Genomic DNA, 16,358 nt, shown 5'->3' with positions numbered 1-16,358 from the left:
CGCTGTTCCACCCGCCGCTGTTCCACGTGGGGTTCGTCATTCCATCACCTGGTCTGGCTGGCACGCAGCTCCGCGCGCACAGCCGGGGTCAGCACCTGCCCGGCGCGGTCAACCATCAGCGTCATCTGGTACGCCACCAGACCCATGTCGCAGTCGGGGGCCGCGAGGACCGCCAGGCACGAGCCGTCGCTGATCGACATGATCAGCATCAGCCCGCGCTGCATCTCCACGATGGTCTGGTTGACCGCCCCGCCCTCGAACACCCTGGCCGCGCCCTGCGTCAGGCTGATCAGGCCCGACGCGATGGCGGCCAGCTGGTCGGCGCGGTCCGCCGGGAAGCCCGACGAGGCGGCCAGCGGCAACCCGTCAGAGGAGACGACCACCGCGTGGGCGACACCCGGGACGGTGCTGACGAAGTCGGTGATCAACCAATCCACCCCGCGTGCCGCGTGGCTCAGGTCGTTCACGCGCCCTCCTCCCTGCTGTCACTCCTGGGGCCGGACCCGTACGTCCTGCCCTCGCTGATGTCATCGCGTGCGGCCCGGAAGCCCTGCTGGAAGCTGGACAGGCGGCTGCGCACCCGGTCCGGCGAGACGGCGGGCATGGGCGCGACGCCCTTCGGGGCCGAGACGGTGTCGGCCGAGCCGGGCACCAGGTTGGCCTTGGGCACCCGCTTGGGCAGACCGGAGGCCGTCGCCCCGTCGCGTACCGGCTCGACCACGGCCTTGGCCGCGCTCCAGCCCTCGTCGGCCTTACTGGAGCCCCAGGTGGCCGCGTTGCCCTCGCCGCCGTTGTCGAACCAGGCGGACTCGACGGAGGCGAAGATCGGCAGGTACTCGTCCCCCGACGTGGCCGGCTTGACGACGGGGATGGGCCCCGTGGCGGCGGACTCGGTCTCGGGGAAGTCGAAGGACGGCGCGGGACCGCCGGACGGCCGCCCGGCGGGGCGGGTCCACGGGCTCGGCTCCTCGGCGGGGGCGCGGGTCCAGGGCGAGGGCTCCTCCGGCGGGGCGGCGCCCCTGCGCGGCAGCGCCGTGGTCTCGCCGGTCGCCGGGCCGCGCGAGGAGACCCAGACGTCCGAGGAGGGCGCGGAGTTGTTCGCCATCCAGTTGCTCGCGCCGTTGCCGGCACCGCCTCCCATGCCGGCGCCCATGCCGTTGCCCATTGCGCTGTCCGTGGAGGGCCACTGCGGCGCCGAGGCCCACGGGGAGCCTGCCGCGGCGGGCTCCGCCGACGGGTACGACGGGTACGACGGATGCCCGGGACCGAGCTGGTAGGACGTGGCCGGCCAGCCGGCGCCCGCGGGCTGCGGCGACGGGAACGCCTCCTCGCGGGACGGCTGCCCGGAGCCCGCGCCGGCGGGCGTGGCGGAGCCGGCGTACGAGGGGGCCTGCGCGCCGAGCAGCGACTCGGGGATGAGGACCATGGCGGTCAGGCCGCCGGAGCCGTGCGGGCGCAGCTGCACGCGGATGCCGTGGCGGTGGGCCAGGCGGGCGACCACGAACAGGCCCATGCGGCGGGACACCGACACGTCCACGGTGGGGGCGTTGGTGAGCCGGTCGTTGGCCTGGGTCAGCTCCTCGGCCGTCATGCCGATGCCGGAGTCGCTGATCGAGAGCATGATGCCGCCGCCGTCGATCCGGCTGCCCGAGACGGGGACGCGGGTCTCGCGCGGCGAGAACGACAGCGCGTTCTCGATCAGCTCGGCGAGCAGGTGGATGACGTCGTTGACGGCCTGGCCGGCGATGGAGACGCCCTCGGGCACCTCCAGCACGACCCGCTCGTAGTTCTCGACCTCGGAGAGGGAGGCGCGGGCGACGTCGACCAGCTTGACCGGCTGACTCCAGCGGCGCGGCGGCTCCTGGCCGGCGAGCACCAGCAGGTTCTCGCTGTTGCGGCGCATACGGGTCGCCAGGTGGTCCAGCTTGAACAGGTTGCCGAGCCGCTGCTCGTCCTGCTCGCCCTGCTCCAGACCGTCGATCAGGGTGATCTGCCGCTCCACCAGCGTCTGACTGCGGCGCGAGAGGTTCACGAACATCGCGTTGACGTTGGCCCGGAGCTTGGACTCCTCGCCCGCCAGGCGGACCGCCTCGCGGTGGACCTCGTCGAAGGCCCGCGCCACTTCACCGATCTCGTCCTTGGAGTTGATCTCGATGGGCGGCACGCGGAGCTTGTCGGGGCTGACGTCCGTCTCGCGGAGCTGGCGGACCAGGTCGGGCAGGGTCTGGCCGGCGATCTTGAGCGCGTCGCCGCGCAGCCGACGCAGGGGCCGGACCAGCGAGCCCGCCATGATGGCGGTGATCACGAGGACCAGGATCAGCAGGCCGACCACGATCGCGATGTTGATCGCGGCGGTCTGCCTGTCGGCGCTCGCGACGTCGGTGGAGCGGGTCGCGACCTGCACGCCCAGGTTCTTCTGCACCTGGTGGAGGCGGTCCACGGTGTCGGAGATGGAGTCGAACCAGCGGCCCGCGTCGTCGTTGCTGCCGGTGTCGAGCCGGCGCAGGTAGCGGGTGCCGGCGACGTTGTTGCTGTTGGCGACGCCGACGGCGTTGTTGTGCAGCAGGATGGCGCGGTCGATGTAGAACTCCGCGCGGCCGATCTTGAGGTTCGCGACGGTGTCGTCGAACATCTGCCGCTGCTGGAGGGTGGCGGCGGAGCGGAAGGCCGCCCGCTCGCTGTTGCGCTTGGACCCGGCGTCGAGGAAGGCGTTGAACTCGGTCTCCTCGAACGACCCGCGCTCCAGCGCGATCGCCAGCAGGCCGCGCTGCTTGGACGCCTCCTCCTCGGCGCGCGCGACGGCGCGCAGGGCGGCGCTGGTGGAGATCAGCTGCTCGTCCGCGGCGCCCTGGGCCAGCTCGTCGTAGAGCTGCAGCAGCTCGGCGATGGTCTCGGAGTACTTCTCCATCGTCGGCAGCGGCGGGAGCTGCGTCTTGGTCACCGTGTCACGCAGCGAGCGGAGCTGGGAGAGCCGGGTCCTGGTCCGGTCGAGGGATCGGCGGCCGATCTCGGACAGGGACTCCTCGGTGGTCTTCGCGTTGGACAGCACGCGGCCCACGCTGACGTCGACGATGCGCTGCTGGCCGGTCAGCCGGTCCAGCTCGCCGTCGGAACGGCCGGAGGCGACGTAGCGGCTGGCCAGGTCGCGCTCGAGTCCGAGGTCGCGGACGAGCTCGCCGACCTGCGTGATGAGCGTGTTGACCTCGCCGACGACCTGGTACTGCTGGGCGCTGCCGATCGAGCTGGTGACGCGGAGCGCGCCCAGCACGACGGCCACGATCGTGGGGATGGCGATGAGGGCGATCAGGCGGGTGCGTACCCGCCAGTTGCGCAGCGCGAGCGGGCTGCCCGACTTGGGCAGCTGAACCTCTGGCACCTCGCCGCCCACTGGCTTTTCGGGCACGTCCGGGGCCCTACCACGACCGGTTTCGGTCGTTGTTGTCCTCACTGGTGGCAACCTCTCGCCATGGCCTGCTTTGTGGGGGTCTCAGCGGCTTCGTCTCTCGCACGAGTGATCGCAGGCAAGTTCGAGGCCCAATTTGAGCACAAACCTCATAGTTAGGCCAACGTATCGCCAGTTTTCAACCGTTCCAGATCACACATTGTTCACATGGCAAGCTCTCGACCACGGAGCGCAACCGGCACACCAATCCGGACATTCGACACATAATCGGCCTTTATCCCCATATTTACATCTATAGCCGTTTACAGTCTTATTTGACAGATAAACAGCATATACGCGGCATTGCGCCGACCTTCGGCGTTCCCTTCCGCTACGCTTCACGCCCGGTATCCTGTGCCGATCTCCAGAAGCTTCCCCCTGGTAGGAGAACCCCCCATGACACGCAAACTGCGCTGTTACGCCGTCGCACTCGGCGTCACAGTCGCTCTGACGCTTGCCGGCTGCGGTGGATCCGACGACGGCGGCGCCACCTCAGCCAACAGCAAGGGCTTGGAGAAAACCACCATTAAGGTCGGTGCTCTTCCGATCCCTGACCCTGTATCGGTTTACATCGCGCAGGCCAAGGGCTTCTTCAAGGAAGAGGGCCTGACCGTCGAGCCCACGCCCATCACCGGTGGCGCCGTGGCCGTCCCGATGATCGAGAGCGGCCAGCTCGACATCTCGCAGACGAACTACGTCTCGACCTTCGCGGCCGTCGCCGGCGGCAAGAAGATCAAGCTCGTCGCCGACATGTACCAGGCGGGCGCGAACTGCTTCGTCATCATGGTGCCGGGCAACTCGTCCATCAAGACGGTGGCCGACCTCAAGGGCAAGACGATTTTCGTCAACAACCTGAACAATGTCGCCACTCTCGCGGTGGAGACGCAGCTCAAGGTCGCCGGTCTCTCCAAGGACGACGTGAAGTTCGCGGAGAAGCCGTTCCCCGAGATGGGCAACGCGATCAAGGCCGGTCAGGCGGACGCGGGCTGGATCACCGAGCCGTTCATCACCGCCAACCAGAGCGCCAACGGCTTCCGCAAGCTGGCCGACACCATGACCGGCCAGACCGAGGACCTGCCGATCGCCGGCTGGATGGCCACCGAGGAGTGGGTGCAGAAGTACCCGAAGACGCTCGCCGCCTTCCAGCGCGCGATCGCCAAGGCCCAGCAGCTCGCCTCCAGCGACCGCAAGGAGATCGAGGCCATGCTGCCGAAGTACACCAAGATCGACGCCAAGACGGCGTCCGTGATCACGCTCGGCACCTATCCGAGTGAGCTCAACGCCAACCGCCTCCAGAAGGTGGCCGACCTCATGCTCGAGTACGGGTACCTCAAGAACTCGATCGACGTGAAGTCCGTGATCGCGGCGCCCGCCTCAAGCGGATGACCGGTGCTCGCCTGCTCCGCGGCGCCGCCGGCGCCGCGGGGTTCTTCGTCGTCGGGGAGCTGGTCATCCGCTACGGCATCGGCGATGACATGGACTTCCCTCCCCCGTCGACCATCCTGCTCGAAACCGGGCGCCTCCTGGCGGACCCCGACTTCCTCGCCGGAGTCGCCGCGACCCTCGCCAACTGGGCGCTCGGACTGCTGATCGCGATCTGCGTCGCGGTGCCGCTCGGCGTGCTGCTGGGCTCGCTGCCGCCGGTGGAGCGCGCCATCCGGCCCATCCTGGAGTTCCTGCGCCCGATCCCCTCGGTCGCCATCATCCCGCTCGCCATCCTGCTCATCCCGGTGGACGAGATGATGAAGGTCTCGGTGATCGTGTACGCCTCCCTGTGGCCGATCCTCATCAACACCCTCTACGGCATGCACGACGTGGACCCGTTGGCCAAGGAGTCCCTGCGCAGCTTCGGCTTCGGCCCGCTCGCGGTGCTCTCGCGCGTGAGCGTGCCGAGCGCGGCCCCGTTCATGGCCACCGGCGTGCGCATCGCGGCCGGCATCGCGCTGGTCCTCGCCGTGAGCGCCGAACTGGTCGCGGGCGGCGTCGCCGGCATCGGCGTGTACGTCATCCAGGCCGGCAGCGGCAACCGCATGGACCTCATGATGGCCGCGACCGTCTGGGCCGGGCTGTTCGGCGTGGCCGCCAACCTGGTGCTGCTGGCCGGCGAGCGCCGCCTGTTCCACTGGCACCGCATGCGGACGGGAGCGCAGTCGTGAAGGCACTCGCCCGGTTCTGGGTCATCCCGGTCGTGCTCGTCGCGTGGGAGCTCATCGCCCGCGCGGTGGAGGACACCGACTTCCCGCCGCCCACGACGATCGTCGCCCGGATGTACGAGCTGTGGTTCTCCGGCCCGGCCTCCCGTCTCTTCCTGACGGACGACGCGCTGGAGAACCTGCTGCCGAGCCTCGCCCGGATGTTCAGCGGCTGGGTGCTCGCCGCGGTGCTGGGCATCGTCGCGGGCGTGCTGCTCGGGCGTTCGCGCACGGCGACCGACTACGTGGACCCGCTGATCGAGTTCGGCCGGGCGATCCCGCCGCCGCTGCTGCTGCCGGTCTTCATCGTGCTGTTCCAGGCGAGCCTGCCGATGATGCTGGCGGCGATCGTGTTCGGCGTGATCTGGCCGGTGTTGCTCAACTCGATCGACGGTGTACGTGCGGTGGACCGCACCTACACCGAGACGGCCGTCGTCTTCAACCTGTCCAAGCAGCAGTACCTGCGGCTCGTGGTGCTGCCCGCCGCCTCGCCGAAGATCTTCGCGGGGCTGCGGCTGAGCCTGTCGCTGGCGCTGATCCTCATGGTCATCTCGGAGCTGTTCGGCAGCACCGACGGGATCGGCTACCAGCTGCTGCAGGCCCAGCGCAGCTTCGACGGCGCCGGGGTGTGGGCCGCGATCGTGCTGCTCGGAGTGCTCGGTTATCTCGTGAACTCCCTGTTCGTGCTGGTCGAGCGGCGTCTGCTCGTCTGGCACCGGCAGGCCACCCGCAACGCGACCTGACCTGGAAGGACGTATGCCGCATTCCGACGAGCTTCTCTGGGGAGCCGTAGGCGACATCTCCCGGCTGGCCGCCCTGCTCACCATGGCGGAGCTGGGCGTGGCCGACCACCTGGCGGACGGCCCGCTCGGCACCGCCGAGCTGGCCCGGCGCTGCGAGGCCGACGCGCCCGCGCTGCGCCGGGTCCTGCGCGAGCTGGCCGCCATGGACCTGGTCCGGCCCGCCGGTCCTGACGCCTACGATCTCGCCCCGAGAGGCACCGCGCTGCGCTCGGACGTGCCCGACTCGGTCCGCTCGTCGATCAGGATGCTCGGCGAGGAGAGCTTCTGGTACGCCATGGGCCTGCTCCCCGCCACGGTCCGCGAGGGCAGCTCGGCCTTCGTGAAACGGTACGGCCACCTCTACGACCACCTGGGCGCCGACCCGGCGCTCAGCCGCATGTTCGACGACTACATGAGGCGCCGGGCCCTGCCCTTCACCGAGGGCCTGGTCAAGGCGTACGCCTTCCCGCCGGAGGCGACGATGGTGGACGTGGCCGGCGGCAAGGGGCACATCCTGGCCTCGGTCCTGCACGCCAACCCGCGGATGCGCGGCGTCCTGCTCGACCTGGGCCACGTCACCGCGCACGCGGAGCGGACCTTCGCCGAGGAGGGGCTGACCGGGCGGACGGAGGTGGTCGCCGGCGACTTCTTCACCGGGGTGCCGACCGGCGGCGACGTCTACCTGCTGGCCAGCGTCCTGCACAACTGGGACGACGACGACGCCGTCACCATCCTCGGCAACATCCGGCGCGCCATGAACCCGGACGGGCGGGTGCTCGTGCTGGAGGTGGTGCTGCCCGACGACGCGGCGCCGCACCTGGGCAAGGACATCGACCTGCGGATGCTGGCGATCTTCAACGGGGGCGCGGAGCGCACCCGGGAGGAGTACGCCGCGCTGCTCGGCCGGGCGGGCCTGGCCCTCTCCGAGGTCGTCGACCTGGGCTCCGGCGCGAGCCTCATCGAGGCCCTGCCCCTCTGAGCCGCCTGCGGACCCTGCCGCCGCCCTCCGTCACGGCGGCAGGACGCAACGGAGGGCGGGGCGGCGGATCCCTCGCGGTCAGCCGCCCCAGCCCGGCACGGCCATCCGCACCGAGAGGGCGTGCTCGACCAGCTCGATCAGCGTGTTCTTGACGGAGTCCTTCTTGCGGGCGTCGAGCCGCACCATGGGGATGTGCGGGGCCAGGGTGAGGGCGTCGCGGACCTCGCCGTCGCTGTGCGGATATTGGCCGTCCCAGCCGTTGATGCCCACGATGAACGGCAGCTGCGCCTCTTCGAAGTAGTCGATGGCGGGGAAGCTGTCGGCCAGCCGTCGGGTGTCGACCAGCACGACCGCGCCGATCGCGCCGCGTACGAGGTCGTCCCACATGAACCAGAACCGGTGCTGTCCCGGCGTGCCGAACAGGTAGAGGATCAGGTCGCGGTCGAGCGAGACGCGGCCGAAGTCCATGGCCACGGTCGTGGTCGACTTCAGCGGGGTCATGCCGAGGTCGTCGATGCCGGCGGAGGCGTCGGTCATGACGGCTTCCGTGGTCAGCGGCATGATCTCCGACACCGCGCCGACGAACGTCGTCTTGCCCACCCCGAAGCCGCCGGCCACGACGATCTTCGTCGAGGTGAGTCCGGGGCTAGAGCCTGCGAAGTCCACTGAGCACCCTTTCGAGCAAGTTCACATCGGGCCGGCCGGCGTCCTCCAGCTGTGGCTGGTGCACGCGGACCAGGCCCTCGGCCGCCATGTCAGCGATCAGCACGCGGACCACGCCAAGGGGGATCCGGAGAAGGGCGGAGACCTCCGCGACGGACCGGACCTGCCGGCACAGTTGGCTGATCGCCTGGTACTCCGGCGTGATATGCGAGAACTCCCGGTGCTCGGCGGTCGCCGAGGACACCAGGGCCTCCATCGCCAGCTTGACCCGCGGCGCCGTCCGCCCGCCTGTCACGGCGTAGGGACGGACGGGCGATGCGGGGTCCGGGTTCAGCTGCGACTGGGGCTGGGACTGGGGCTGCGACTCCGGCGCCCACCCGCCGCTGTTCCATCTGGGGTCCGTCATTCCATCACCTGGTCTGGCTGGCACGCAGCTCCGCGCGCACAGCCGGGGTCAGCACCTGGCCCGCGCGCTCGACCATCAGCGTCATCTGGTACGCCACCAGACCCATGTCACAGTCCGGGGCGGCCAGCACCGCCAGGCACGAACCGTCGCTGATCGACATGATCAGCATCAGCCCGCGCTGCATCTCCACGATCGTCTGGTTGACCGCCCCGCCCTCGAACACCCTGGCCGCGCCCTGCGTCAGGCTCACCAGACCCGACGCGATGGCGGCCAACTGGTCGGCCCGGTCCGCCGGGAAACCTGACGAGGCGGCCAGCGGCAACCCGTCAGAGGAGACGACCACCGCGTGCGCGACACCCGGCACCGTGCTGACGAAGTCGGTGATCAACCAATCCACCCCGCGTGCCGCGTGGCTCAGGTCGTTCACGCGCCCTCCTCCCTTTCGTCGTTCCGCGAGCCGGCGGAGAACGCCTTGCCCTCGGTGATGTCGTCCCGCGCCGCCCGGTAACCCTGCTGGAAGCTGGACAGGCGGTTGCGGACCCGGTCGGGCGAGACCGACGGCATCGGCGTCACGCCCTTGGGCGCGGCCGTGGTGCCCGCCGAGCCGGGCACCAGGTTGGCCTTGGGCACCCGCTTGGGCAGGCCGGCGGCCGTCGATCCGTCACGTACCGGTTCCACCACGGCCTCCGCAGCGTTCCATCCCTCGTCCGCCTTGCTGCTGCTCCACGTCTTGTCGCGGCCGAACCAGGCGGACTCGACCGCGGCGAAGATCGGTAAGTAGTCGTCGCCGCCGACCGCCGGAGGGACCGCCGGGATGGGCCCGGTGTCCCCGGAGTCGTCGGTGAACTCGAACCCGGGGCGCTGCGGCGGCATCGTGTCGCCGCTCCAGCCGCCGGGCGGCGGTTGCGGTGGCGTGGGCCTTCTGGGCAGGCCGCCGCCGTTCCACGCGGAGGTCCGGGGCGGCGACCAGACGTCGGAGGCGTCGAAGCCGCGCGGTTCCGGCGCCGACCAGGAGGCCGCGTCGGGCTGCCAGCCCGGCACGTTCGGCCAGCCGTTGCTCTCGGAAGGGCCGGAGGGGAAGGACGGGTGGCCGGGGCCGAGCTGGGCGGGCGGCTGCGGCCAGTCGATGGCGGGCGGGGCCGGGTGCGGGCCCGAGTAGGGCTCGTCCCCTCCCCCGCCGCCCGCGCCGGAGAAGGCGGGCGGCCGCTCGTACGGCTGGCCGAAGGACGGGTGCCCCGAGGACGGGTGCGAGGACGGCTGGTCGAAGGCCGGCGGCGGGTTGTACGACGGCGGCTGGTTGCCCGTGAACGACGGCATCCCGGCCGCGTGCGCCGGGGCCTGGGAGCCCAGCATGTTCTCGGGGATGAGCACCATGGCGGTCAGCCCGCCGGAGGCGTGCGGGCGCAGCTGCACGCGGATGCCGTGCCGGTGGGCCAGGCGGGCGACCACGAACAGGCCCATCCGCCGGGACACCGACACGTCCACGGAGGGCGCGTCGGTCAGCCGGTCGTTGGCCTGGACGAGCTCGTCCTGGGTCATGCCGATGCCGGAGTCGGTGATCGACAGCATCACGCCGCCGCCGTCGATCCGGCTGCCGGAGACTGTCACCCTGGTCTCGCGCGGCGAGAACGACAGCGCGTTCTCCACCAGCTCGGCGAGCAGGTGGATGACGTCGTTGACGGCCTGGCCCGCCACCGAGACGCCGTCGGGCACCTGGAGCACGACCCGCTCGTAGTTCTCGACCTCCGACAGGGAGGCGCGGGCGACGTCGACCAGCTTGACCGGCTGGCTCCAGCGGCGTGGCGGCTCCTGGCCGGCGAGCACCAGCAGGTTCTCGCTGTTGCGGCGCATGCGCGTGGCCAGGTGGTCCAGCTTGAACAGGTTGCCGAGCCGCTGCTCGTCCTGCTCGCCCTGCTCCAGACCGTCGATCAGGGTGATCTGCCGCTCCACCAGCGTCTGACTGCGGCGCGAGAGGTTCACGAACATCGCGTTGACGTTGCTGCGCAGCCGGGCCTCCTCGCCGGCCAGCCGGACCGCCTCGCGGTGCACCTCGTCGAAGGCGCGCGCGACCTCGCCGATCTCGTCGTGCGTGTCGACGCTGATCGGGGCGACCGGGCCCGGGCTGCCGTCGGTGCTCTCGCGCAGGGCCTTCACCGTCTCGGGCAGGCGCTGCCCGGCGATGTCGAGCGCCTCGCGGCGCAGCCGGCGCAGCGGCCGGATGAGCGAGCGGGCGATGAGCGAGATGATCGCCACCACGACGAGCAGCAGGAGCAGGATGAGGCCGCCGGAGATCATCGCCGCGCGGTTGGCGCCCTCCTCCAGGCCGCGGGCGCGCAGGATCACCGAGGAGGCGAGGTCCTTCTCCACCTCCCGCAGGGCGTCGATCTTGCCGGTGCTGACGTCGAACCAGGTCGTGACGTCCCTGCTGGGCGAGGCGCCGATGCTCAGCTCCTTGCCCTCGGACGCCTGCGCCATGGCGCGCAGCCGGAACAGGTCGGTCTGGTCCACGTCGCGGCCGACCACCGTGTTGCGGTAGAGCTCCAGCTGGTCGAGGTTCGCCAGCGTGGCGAAGAGGGTCTCCTCGCTCTCCTCGCGCGCCTTGGCGTCGGTCAGCGCGTCCAGCTCGCCGCTGTCGAAGGACTTCTTGTCCAGGGCGCTGGCGAGGATGCCGCGCTGCTTGGACGCCTGCTCCTTGGCCCGCGCGATGGCGGCCATCGCGCTCGCGCTGTGGTTGACCTGGTCGTCCACCGCGACCTGGCCGACCTGGTCGTGGAACTGCAGGAGCGCGGAGATGATCTGGGAGTACTTGTCGATCATCGGTAACGGCTGGATCTTGCCCTTGACGGCGGTGGCGCGCAGCGTCGGGATCTCCTCCAGCCGGCGCAGCACCGGCCGTACGGAGCCGCCGTGCGTGTCGGCGATGGCCTGTCCCCGCTGCCTGGCCTCGTCGATCAGCGCGTCCACGCCGCTGTAGGTGGTCTGGAGCTGCGCCTCGCGGCTGCCGGGCCGGCCCTGGGCGATGAACAGCGCGGTCTCGTCGCGTTCGAAGGCGAGCTCGTGGGTGACGGCCCCGAGCTGCTCGCTGAACTCGGCGACCTGCCGGAGGGTCTGGTAGGTGTCGGCGTCGTTGAGCGAGGTGATCACGCTGAGCCCGCCGAGCCCCACGGCCACGGCCGTGGGAACGACGATCAGCGCGATGAGGCGCGACCGCACGTGCCAGTTGCCCAGTCCGAACCTGCGTGAGGAGGGTTTGGCCGGCCGTTGCTTCTGGCGCTGCTTCTGGTGCGCGTGCGGCTCGCGGTCGGCGGAAGCTTCAGCGCTCTGCGTTCTCACTTGCCTTCGCAACCTCTCGCCCCGGGAGGGGAATTCTCGGTGACCCTGCAGGTAAATGCGCGTTGGGGCAATTTAGTACGTCAAGATAAGCGTCATTTGAGCACATGGCCCGAAGGCAGCCAACCACCGATTGTGCTCGATCGAGAAGTTTGTCCCAGAGTGTCCGAAAATTACGCCAGAATCGGTAAACAGCCGTCCATCTGCGGAAACAAGGTGTAAGAGATCGCCCCGCGGGCCTCTTCCTCACCCACAGGGGTTTCACCAGAACCGCCCCGTCAGTAACGTCGGTCTCGTTCACACCTCCATTCCCAAACTGGACAAACCTCCAGTTACTTGCCGGTCGTCAAATTTTCACGATATAGCGGCAAGCAGACATTGCAACCACAAGTGTTATCTTCTCGATAATGACCACTAATTTGGTGCTACGGTCGAGCCCTGTTGCGCGTCAGGCGCAAGAGCCGCCGGCAGCAGAAAGCCGCCCGGTCCCCCCTGGCTCCATCTGAAGGGAGTCCCTGACATGAGGCTTGGCCGTCCCGCCAGGGCCGCCATCATCGGATTCGCTTTGACCCTCGCCGCCGCCTGCAGCTCAGGCGGCGGCACGACCGCCAGCGCGCCACCGGCCGCCGCCAGTGGCGGCCTGGAGAAGACCAAGATCAAGGTCGCCACCCTGCCGGCCATCGACAGCGCCGCCCTCTACGTCGCCATCGACCAGGGGCTCTTCGAGAAGGAGGGTCTGGAGGTCACCCCGCAGGTGGTCCAGGCCGCGCCCGAGGCCATCCCCATGATGCTCAACGGCGAGATCGACGCGATGTTCGGCAACTACGTGTCGATGTTCCAGGCCCAGGACAAGGGCACGCTCAAGCTGCGCATCCTGGCCGAGGGCTCCCGCGCGGCCCCCGACTCGCTCAGCATCATGGTGCTGCCCACCTCGCCCATCAAGACGGCCAAGGACCTCGAAGGCAAGACGATCAACGTCAACGTCCTGCACAACTTCCAGGAGCTGGCCCTGACGCAGGTGCTCAAGGCCAACAACGTGGACCCGGCCTCCATCAAGTACGTGCAGGTGACGTTCCAGAACATCATGCCCTCGTGGAAGGGCGGCCAGATCGACGCCGCCTACCTCGGCGAGCCGATGGTCACCGCGGCCACCTCCACCATGGGCGCCCGCAAGATCCTCGACCCGGCCTCCGGCCCCGCCGCCGAGTTCCCGATCTCCGGCTACGTCAGCACGCAGGAGTGGTACGACAAGAACCCGCGCGTCGCGGCGGCCTTCCAACGGGCCATCCACAACGCGGCCAAGCTCATGGAGAACAACCGCGAGGTCGTCTCCAAGGTGCTGCCGACCTTCACGCAGATCGACGCGGCCACCGCGGCCACCGTCACCTTCCCCTACTTCTCCAGCAGCGACAACCCGGTGCGGCTGCAACGGGTGGCCGACTGGATGCTGGAGGCCCGCTGGCTGACCAAGGCGATCGAGGTCAAGACGCTCATGTCGCCGACCACGTCCGGGTGAGCGTGACCGCCACCGCCCTGGCCCCCGGCCGCCCGACCGGCGCCACCGCACGGTGGTCGCGGCGGGCGGCCGGGGCCCTCGCCTTCGCCGCCCTGATCGAGCTGGTCAGCCGTACCGGCCTGGCCGACCGCGAGTTCCTGCCGCCCGCGACGGAGATCGCCGCGCGGATGGGGGCGCTCGCGCTCGATCCCGCCTTCCGCGCGCACGCCCTGACCAGCCTGCTCGCCTGGGCCGTGGGGCTCGGGATCGCGGCGGTCGCCGCGGTGCCGCTCGGGCTGCTGCTCGGCAGCGTCCCCGTCGTGGACGCCGCCACCCGCTCGGTCGTGGAGTTCCTGCGGCCGATCCCGTCGGTCGCGCTGATCCCGCTGGTGGCCCTGGTCATCGGCACCGGCCTGCAACTGCGGATCTCGCTGGTGGTCTACGCCTCGCTGTGGCCGATCCTCTACAACACGATGTACGGCCTCCGTGGCGTGGACCCGCTGGCCAAGGAGTCGCTCAGGTCGTACGGCTTCGGCCCGCTGTCGGTGCTGCTGCGCGTCTCGCTGCCCTCCTCGGCGCCGTTCATCACGACCGGCGTCCGGCTGGCCGCGGGGATCGCGCTGATCCTGACCGTCAGCACCGAGATCGTGGCCGGCCGGGGCGAGGGCATGGGCGTGTTCATCTACTTCGCCGGCATCGCGGTGCCCGCCCGCATGACCGACATCCTGGCCGGGGTGTGCTGGGTCGGGCTGTTCGGCGTGGCGGTGAACGCCCTGCTGGTCGCCTTCGAGCGGCGCGCGTTCCGCTGGCACCACGCCCGGTTGGGAGAGCAGACGTGAAAGCGACAGCCGAGGTCACAGCGAAGGCCACGGCGCCGCCGCGGATCGCCCGGCGTTCCCGGGCCGCCGTCCGCAGGAGAGGTGTGCGGACGGTCGCGTTCCGCTGGCTCGTGCTCGCCGTGCTGGTGCTGCTGTGGGAGGTGGCGACCAGGGCGGCGGGCAGCGCGTTCTTCCCCACGCCCGGCACGATCGTGACGCGGATGCAGGCGATGTGGTTCTCGGGGCCGCCGCAGCGGCTGTTCCTGAGCGACGTCGCCGTCCAGAACATCCTGCCCAGCCTGGGCAGGATGGCCGCGGGGTTCGCCGGGGGCGCGCTGGCCGGGGTCGTGCTCGGGCTCGCGGTGGGCTTGTCGGCCCGCGTCTACGACTACCTCGACGGGGTGCTGCAGTTCCTGCGGGCCGTGCCGCCGCCCGCGCTGGTCACGGTGTTCCTGGTGGTGTTCGGGTTCGGGCTGCGCATGCAGCTCGCGTTCATCATGTTCAGCATCGTGTGGCCGGTGCTGCTCAACACCGCCGACGGCGCCCGCGCCGTCGAGCCGCTGCACCTGCAGACCTGCCAGGTGTTCCGGCTGTCGCGGGCCGAGCGGCTGTGGCGGGTGGTGCTGCCGTCGGCGCTGCCCAAGATGTTCGCCGGGCTGCGGCTCGCGCTGTCGCTCTCGCTCATCGTCATGGTCTTCTCCGAGCTGCTGCCGGGCACCACCAACGGGATCGGGTTCCAGCTCACGGAGGCGTACTCGATGTTCGACCTGCCCGCCATGTGGGCCGCGATCGTGCTGCTCGGGGTGCTCGGCTACCTGCTGAACGAGCTGTTCCTCGTCGTGGAGCGGCGCGTGCTCGGCTGGCACCGCGCGGCGCAGGAACCGGTCGGTTAGGGTGCGGACGGTGAGGACCATGGTCGTGGGCGGCGGCGTCGGAGGACTCGCCACCGCGTTGAGCCTGGCCGCGGCCGGGCTGGAGTGCGTGGTCGTGGAGGCCGCGCGGACGATCAGGCCGCTCGGGGTCGGCATCAACCTGCAGCCGCACGCCGTACGCGAGCTGACCGAGCTGGGGCTGGCCGGCCGCCTGGCGGCGCTCGGCGTCGAGACCAGCTCCATGACCTTCGCCGACCGGCACGGCAACGTCATCCTGGCGCTGCCGCGGGGCCGCGCGGCCGGCTACCGGTGGCCCCAGTACAGCATCCACCGCGGCGAGCTGCAGCTCGCGCTGCTCGCCGCGGTCGAGGAGCGCGGCGTCCCCGTGCGCACGGGGGTGCGCCTCGAGGACTGCGCGCAGGACGGCGACGGCGTGCTCGTCACGCTGCGCCGGGCGGACGGGCAGGTGCTGCGCGAACGGGTGGACGTGCTCGTCGGCGCCGACGGCGTGCAGTCGGCGGTGCGGGCCCGGCTGCATCCGACCGGCGACCCGCTGCTGTGGGCGGGCATCAGGATGTGGCGCGGGGTCGCCGAGGCCGACCCCATACTCGACGGCGCGACGGTGCTGGTCGGCGGCTCCAACACGGCCGGCAAGTTCGTCACCTACCACATCTCGGCGACCAACCCCCGGCTGGTCAACTGGGTGGCCGAGGTGAAGGTGGCCGAGCCCGGCCAGGTCGGCGCCGCCGACTGGAGCAGGGAGGGCCGCCTGTCCGACGTGGCGCCGCACTTCGCGCACTGGACCTATCGCCCCGCCGACATCCGGGCCCTGCTCGCGGCCACCGGCCGCATCCTCGAATACCCGATGGTCGACAGGGAGCCGCTGCCGCGCTGGGGCGAGGGACGGGTGACGCTGCTCGGCGACGCCGCCCACCCGATGTACCCGATCGGCTCGAACGGCGGCTCCCAGGCCGTGCTCGACGCCCGGGTGCTGGCGCGGTGCCTGGCCTCGTACGACGACCCGGCCGAGGCGCTGCGCGCGTACGAGGACGAGCGTCTTCCGCCCACCTCGGCCCTGATGCGCGCGCACCGGGCGCTGCCCGTCGAGGAGACGATCGCCCTGGTGACCGAGCGGGCGCCCGACGGCTTCCGCGACGTCGCCGACGTGCTGACCGAGGCCGAGCTGGCCGCCATGGCGGCCGCGCAGCGGGCCATCTCGGACGCCGACGTGCGGGCGCTCAACGAGCGGGAGTCGTGGAGCGTCCGTGCGCCATGACAGTGCCGGTCTCCCCGAGTAAGATCGCGCCCGGAAGAGGTTTACCTGACCGACTCCTCCAGCTTTGCCCGCTCCGCTAGAGTCGGATTCCGACCCTTCCGGA

The 16,358-nt window shown here is 70.5% G+C and carries 14 protein-coding genes; 8 read left to right on the top strand and 6 right to left on the bottom strand.

The genetic code is table 11. The annotated features are described in order from the left end of the window. Positions 1–44: 44 nt before the first annotated feature. Both ACBR40_RS23580 and ACBR40_RS23575 read right to left on the bottom strand, forming a co-directional pair. Entirely contained in the window at positions 45–467 is a 423-nt protein-coding gene (locus ACBR40_RS23580; protein ID WP_329583816.1) for a roadblock/LC7 domain-containing protein, read from the bottom strand. Then, on the bottom strand, positions 464–3,403 hold the full coding sequence (locus ACBR40_RS23575; protein WP_371250128.1) for a nitrate- and nitrite sensing domain-containing protein: 2,940 nt from the start codon (positions 3,401–3,403) through the stop codon (positions 464–466). The genes ACBR40_RS23580 and ACBR40_RS23575 overlap by 4 nt, the downstream gene beginning before the upstream one ends. Positions 3,404–3,838: 435 nt before the next feature. Between ACBR40_RS23575 and ACBR40_RS23570 the strand changes: the two genes are divergently transcribed. From ACBR40_RS23570 to ACBR40_RS23555, 4 genes are read left to right on the top strand one after another with little or no spacing between them, the layout of a single operon-like run. Beyond that, entirely contained in the window at positions 3,839–4,828 is a 990-nt protein-coding gene (locus ACBR40_RS23570) for an ABC transporter substrate-binding protein (protein WP_371250127.1), read from the top strand. Next, entirely contained in the window at positions 4,825–5,598 is a 774-nt protein-coding gene (locus ACBR40_RS23565) for an ABC transporter permease (protein ID WP_344209158.1), read from the top strand. Before ACBR40_RS23570 ends, ACBR40_RS23565 begins: the two co-directional genes overlap by 4 nt. Beyond that, on the top strand, positions 5,595–6,377 hold the full coding sequence (locus ACBR40_RS23560; RefSeq protein WP_371250126.1) for an ABC transporter permease: 783 nt from the start codon (positions 5,595–5,597) through the stop codon (positions 6,375–6,377). Before ACBR40_RS23565 ends, ACBR40_RS23560 begins: the two co-directional genes overlap by 4 nt. Positions 6,378–6,390: 13 nt before the next feature. Beyond that, complete coding sequence (locus tag ACBR40_RS23555; protein WP_371250125.1) at positions 6,391–7,395, top strand: methyltransferase; 1,005 nt, start codon at positions 6,391–6,393, stop codon at positions 7,393–7,395. Between the two features lie 78 nt (positions 7,396–7,473). On the opposite strand, the gene ACBR40_RS23550 is transcribed toward ACBR40_RS23555, so the two are convergent. The 4 genes from ACBR40_RS23550 to ACBR40_RS23535 are packed head-to-tail and all read right to left on the bottom strand — an operon-like array spanning position 7,474 to position 11,797. Then, a complete protein-coding gene (locus ACBR40_RS23550) occupies positions 7,474–8,061 on the bottom strand; it encodes an ATP/GTP-binding protein (RefSeq protein WP_091093469.1) in 588 nt (195 codons plus the stop codon). Next, a complete protein-coding gene (locus ACBR40_RS23545) occupies positions 8,042–8,464 on the bottom strand; it encodes a DUF742 domain-containing protein (RefSeq protein ID WP_329583829.1) in 423 nt (140 codons plus the stop codon). Before ACBR40_RS23545 ends, ACBR40_RS23550 begins: the two co-directional genes overlap by 20 nt. 4 nt (positions 8,465–8,468) lie before the next feature. Next, the gene (locus ACBR40_RS23540; RefSeq protein ID WP_091093466.1) at positions 8,469–8,891 is read right to left on the bottom strand and encodes a roadblock/LC7 domain-containing protein; all 423 of its coding nucleotides are present in this window, start codon (positions 8,889–8,891) and stop codon (positions 8,469–8,471) included. Next, complete coding sequence (locus tag ACBR40_RS23535) at positions 8,888–11,797, bottom strand: nitrate- and nitrite sensing domain-containing protein (RefSeq protein ID WP_371250123.1); 2,910 nt, start codon at positions 11,795–11,797, stop codon at positions 8,888–8,890. Before ACBR40_RS23535 ends, ACBR40_RS23540 begins: the two co-directional genes overlap by 4 nt. 517 nt (positions 11,798–12,314) lie before the next feature. On the opposite strand from ACBR40_RS23535, the gene ACBR40_RS23530 reads away from it, so the two are divergent. Genes ACBR40_RS23530 through ACBR40_RS23515 form a run of 4 tightly spaced genes read left to right on the top strand, consistent with a single transcriptional unit; the run spans position 12,315 to position 16,255 of the window. Then, positions 12,315–13,310: an ABC transporter substrate-binding protein gene (locus tag ACBR40_RS23530; RefSeq protein WP_329583833.1), complete on the top strand. Its 996-nt coding sequence runs from the start codon at positions 12,315–12,317 to the stop codon at positions 13,308–13,310. Continuing rightward, positions 13,307–14,128, top strand: coding sequence for an ABC transporter permease subunit (locus tag ACBR40_RS23525; RefSeq protein WP_344209168.1), 822 nt, complete (start codon positions 13,307–13,309; stop codon positions 14,126–14,128). Before ACBR40_RS23530 ends, ACBR40_RS23525 begins: the two co-directional genes overlap by 4 nt. Continuing rightward, positions 14,125–15,000 (top strand): ABC transporter permease, encoded by an 876-nt coding sequence (locus ACBR40_RS23520; protein WP_371250120.1) that lies wholly within the window; start codon positions 14,125–14,127, stop codon positions 14,998–15,000. The genes ACBR40_RS23525 and ACBR40_RS23520 overlap by 4 nt, the downstream gene beginning before the upstream one ends. Positions 15,001–15,019: 19 nt before the next feature. Beyond that, positions 15,020–16,255, top strand: coding sequence for an FAD-dependent monooxygenase (locus tag ACBR40_RS23515; protein ID WP_371250136.1), 1,236 nt, complete (start codon positions 15,020–15,022; stop codon positions 16,253–16,255). Positions 16,256–16,358 lie beyond the last annotated feature (103 nt).

This window comes from Nonomuraea sp. AD125B (assembly GCF_041402765.1).
Taxonomy (GTDB): Bacteria; Actinomycetota; Actinomycetes; order Streptosporangiales; family Streptosporangiaceae; genus Nonomuraea; species Nonomuraea bangladeshensis.
This window is presented reverse-complemented; position numbering and strand designations above follow the sequence as displayed.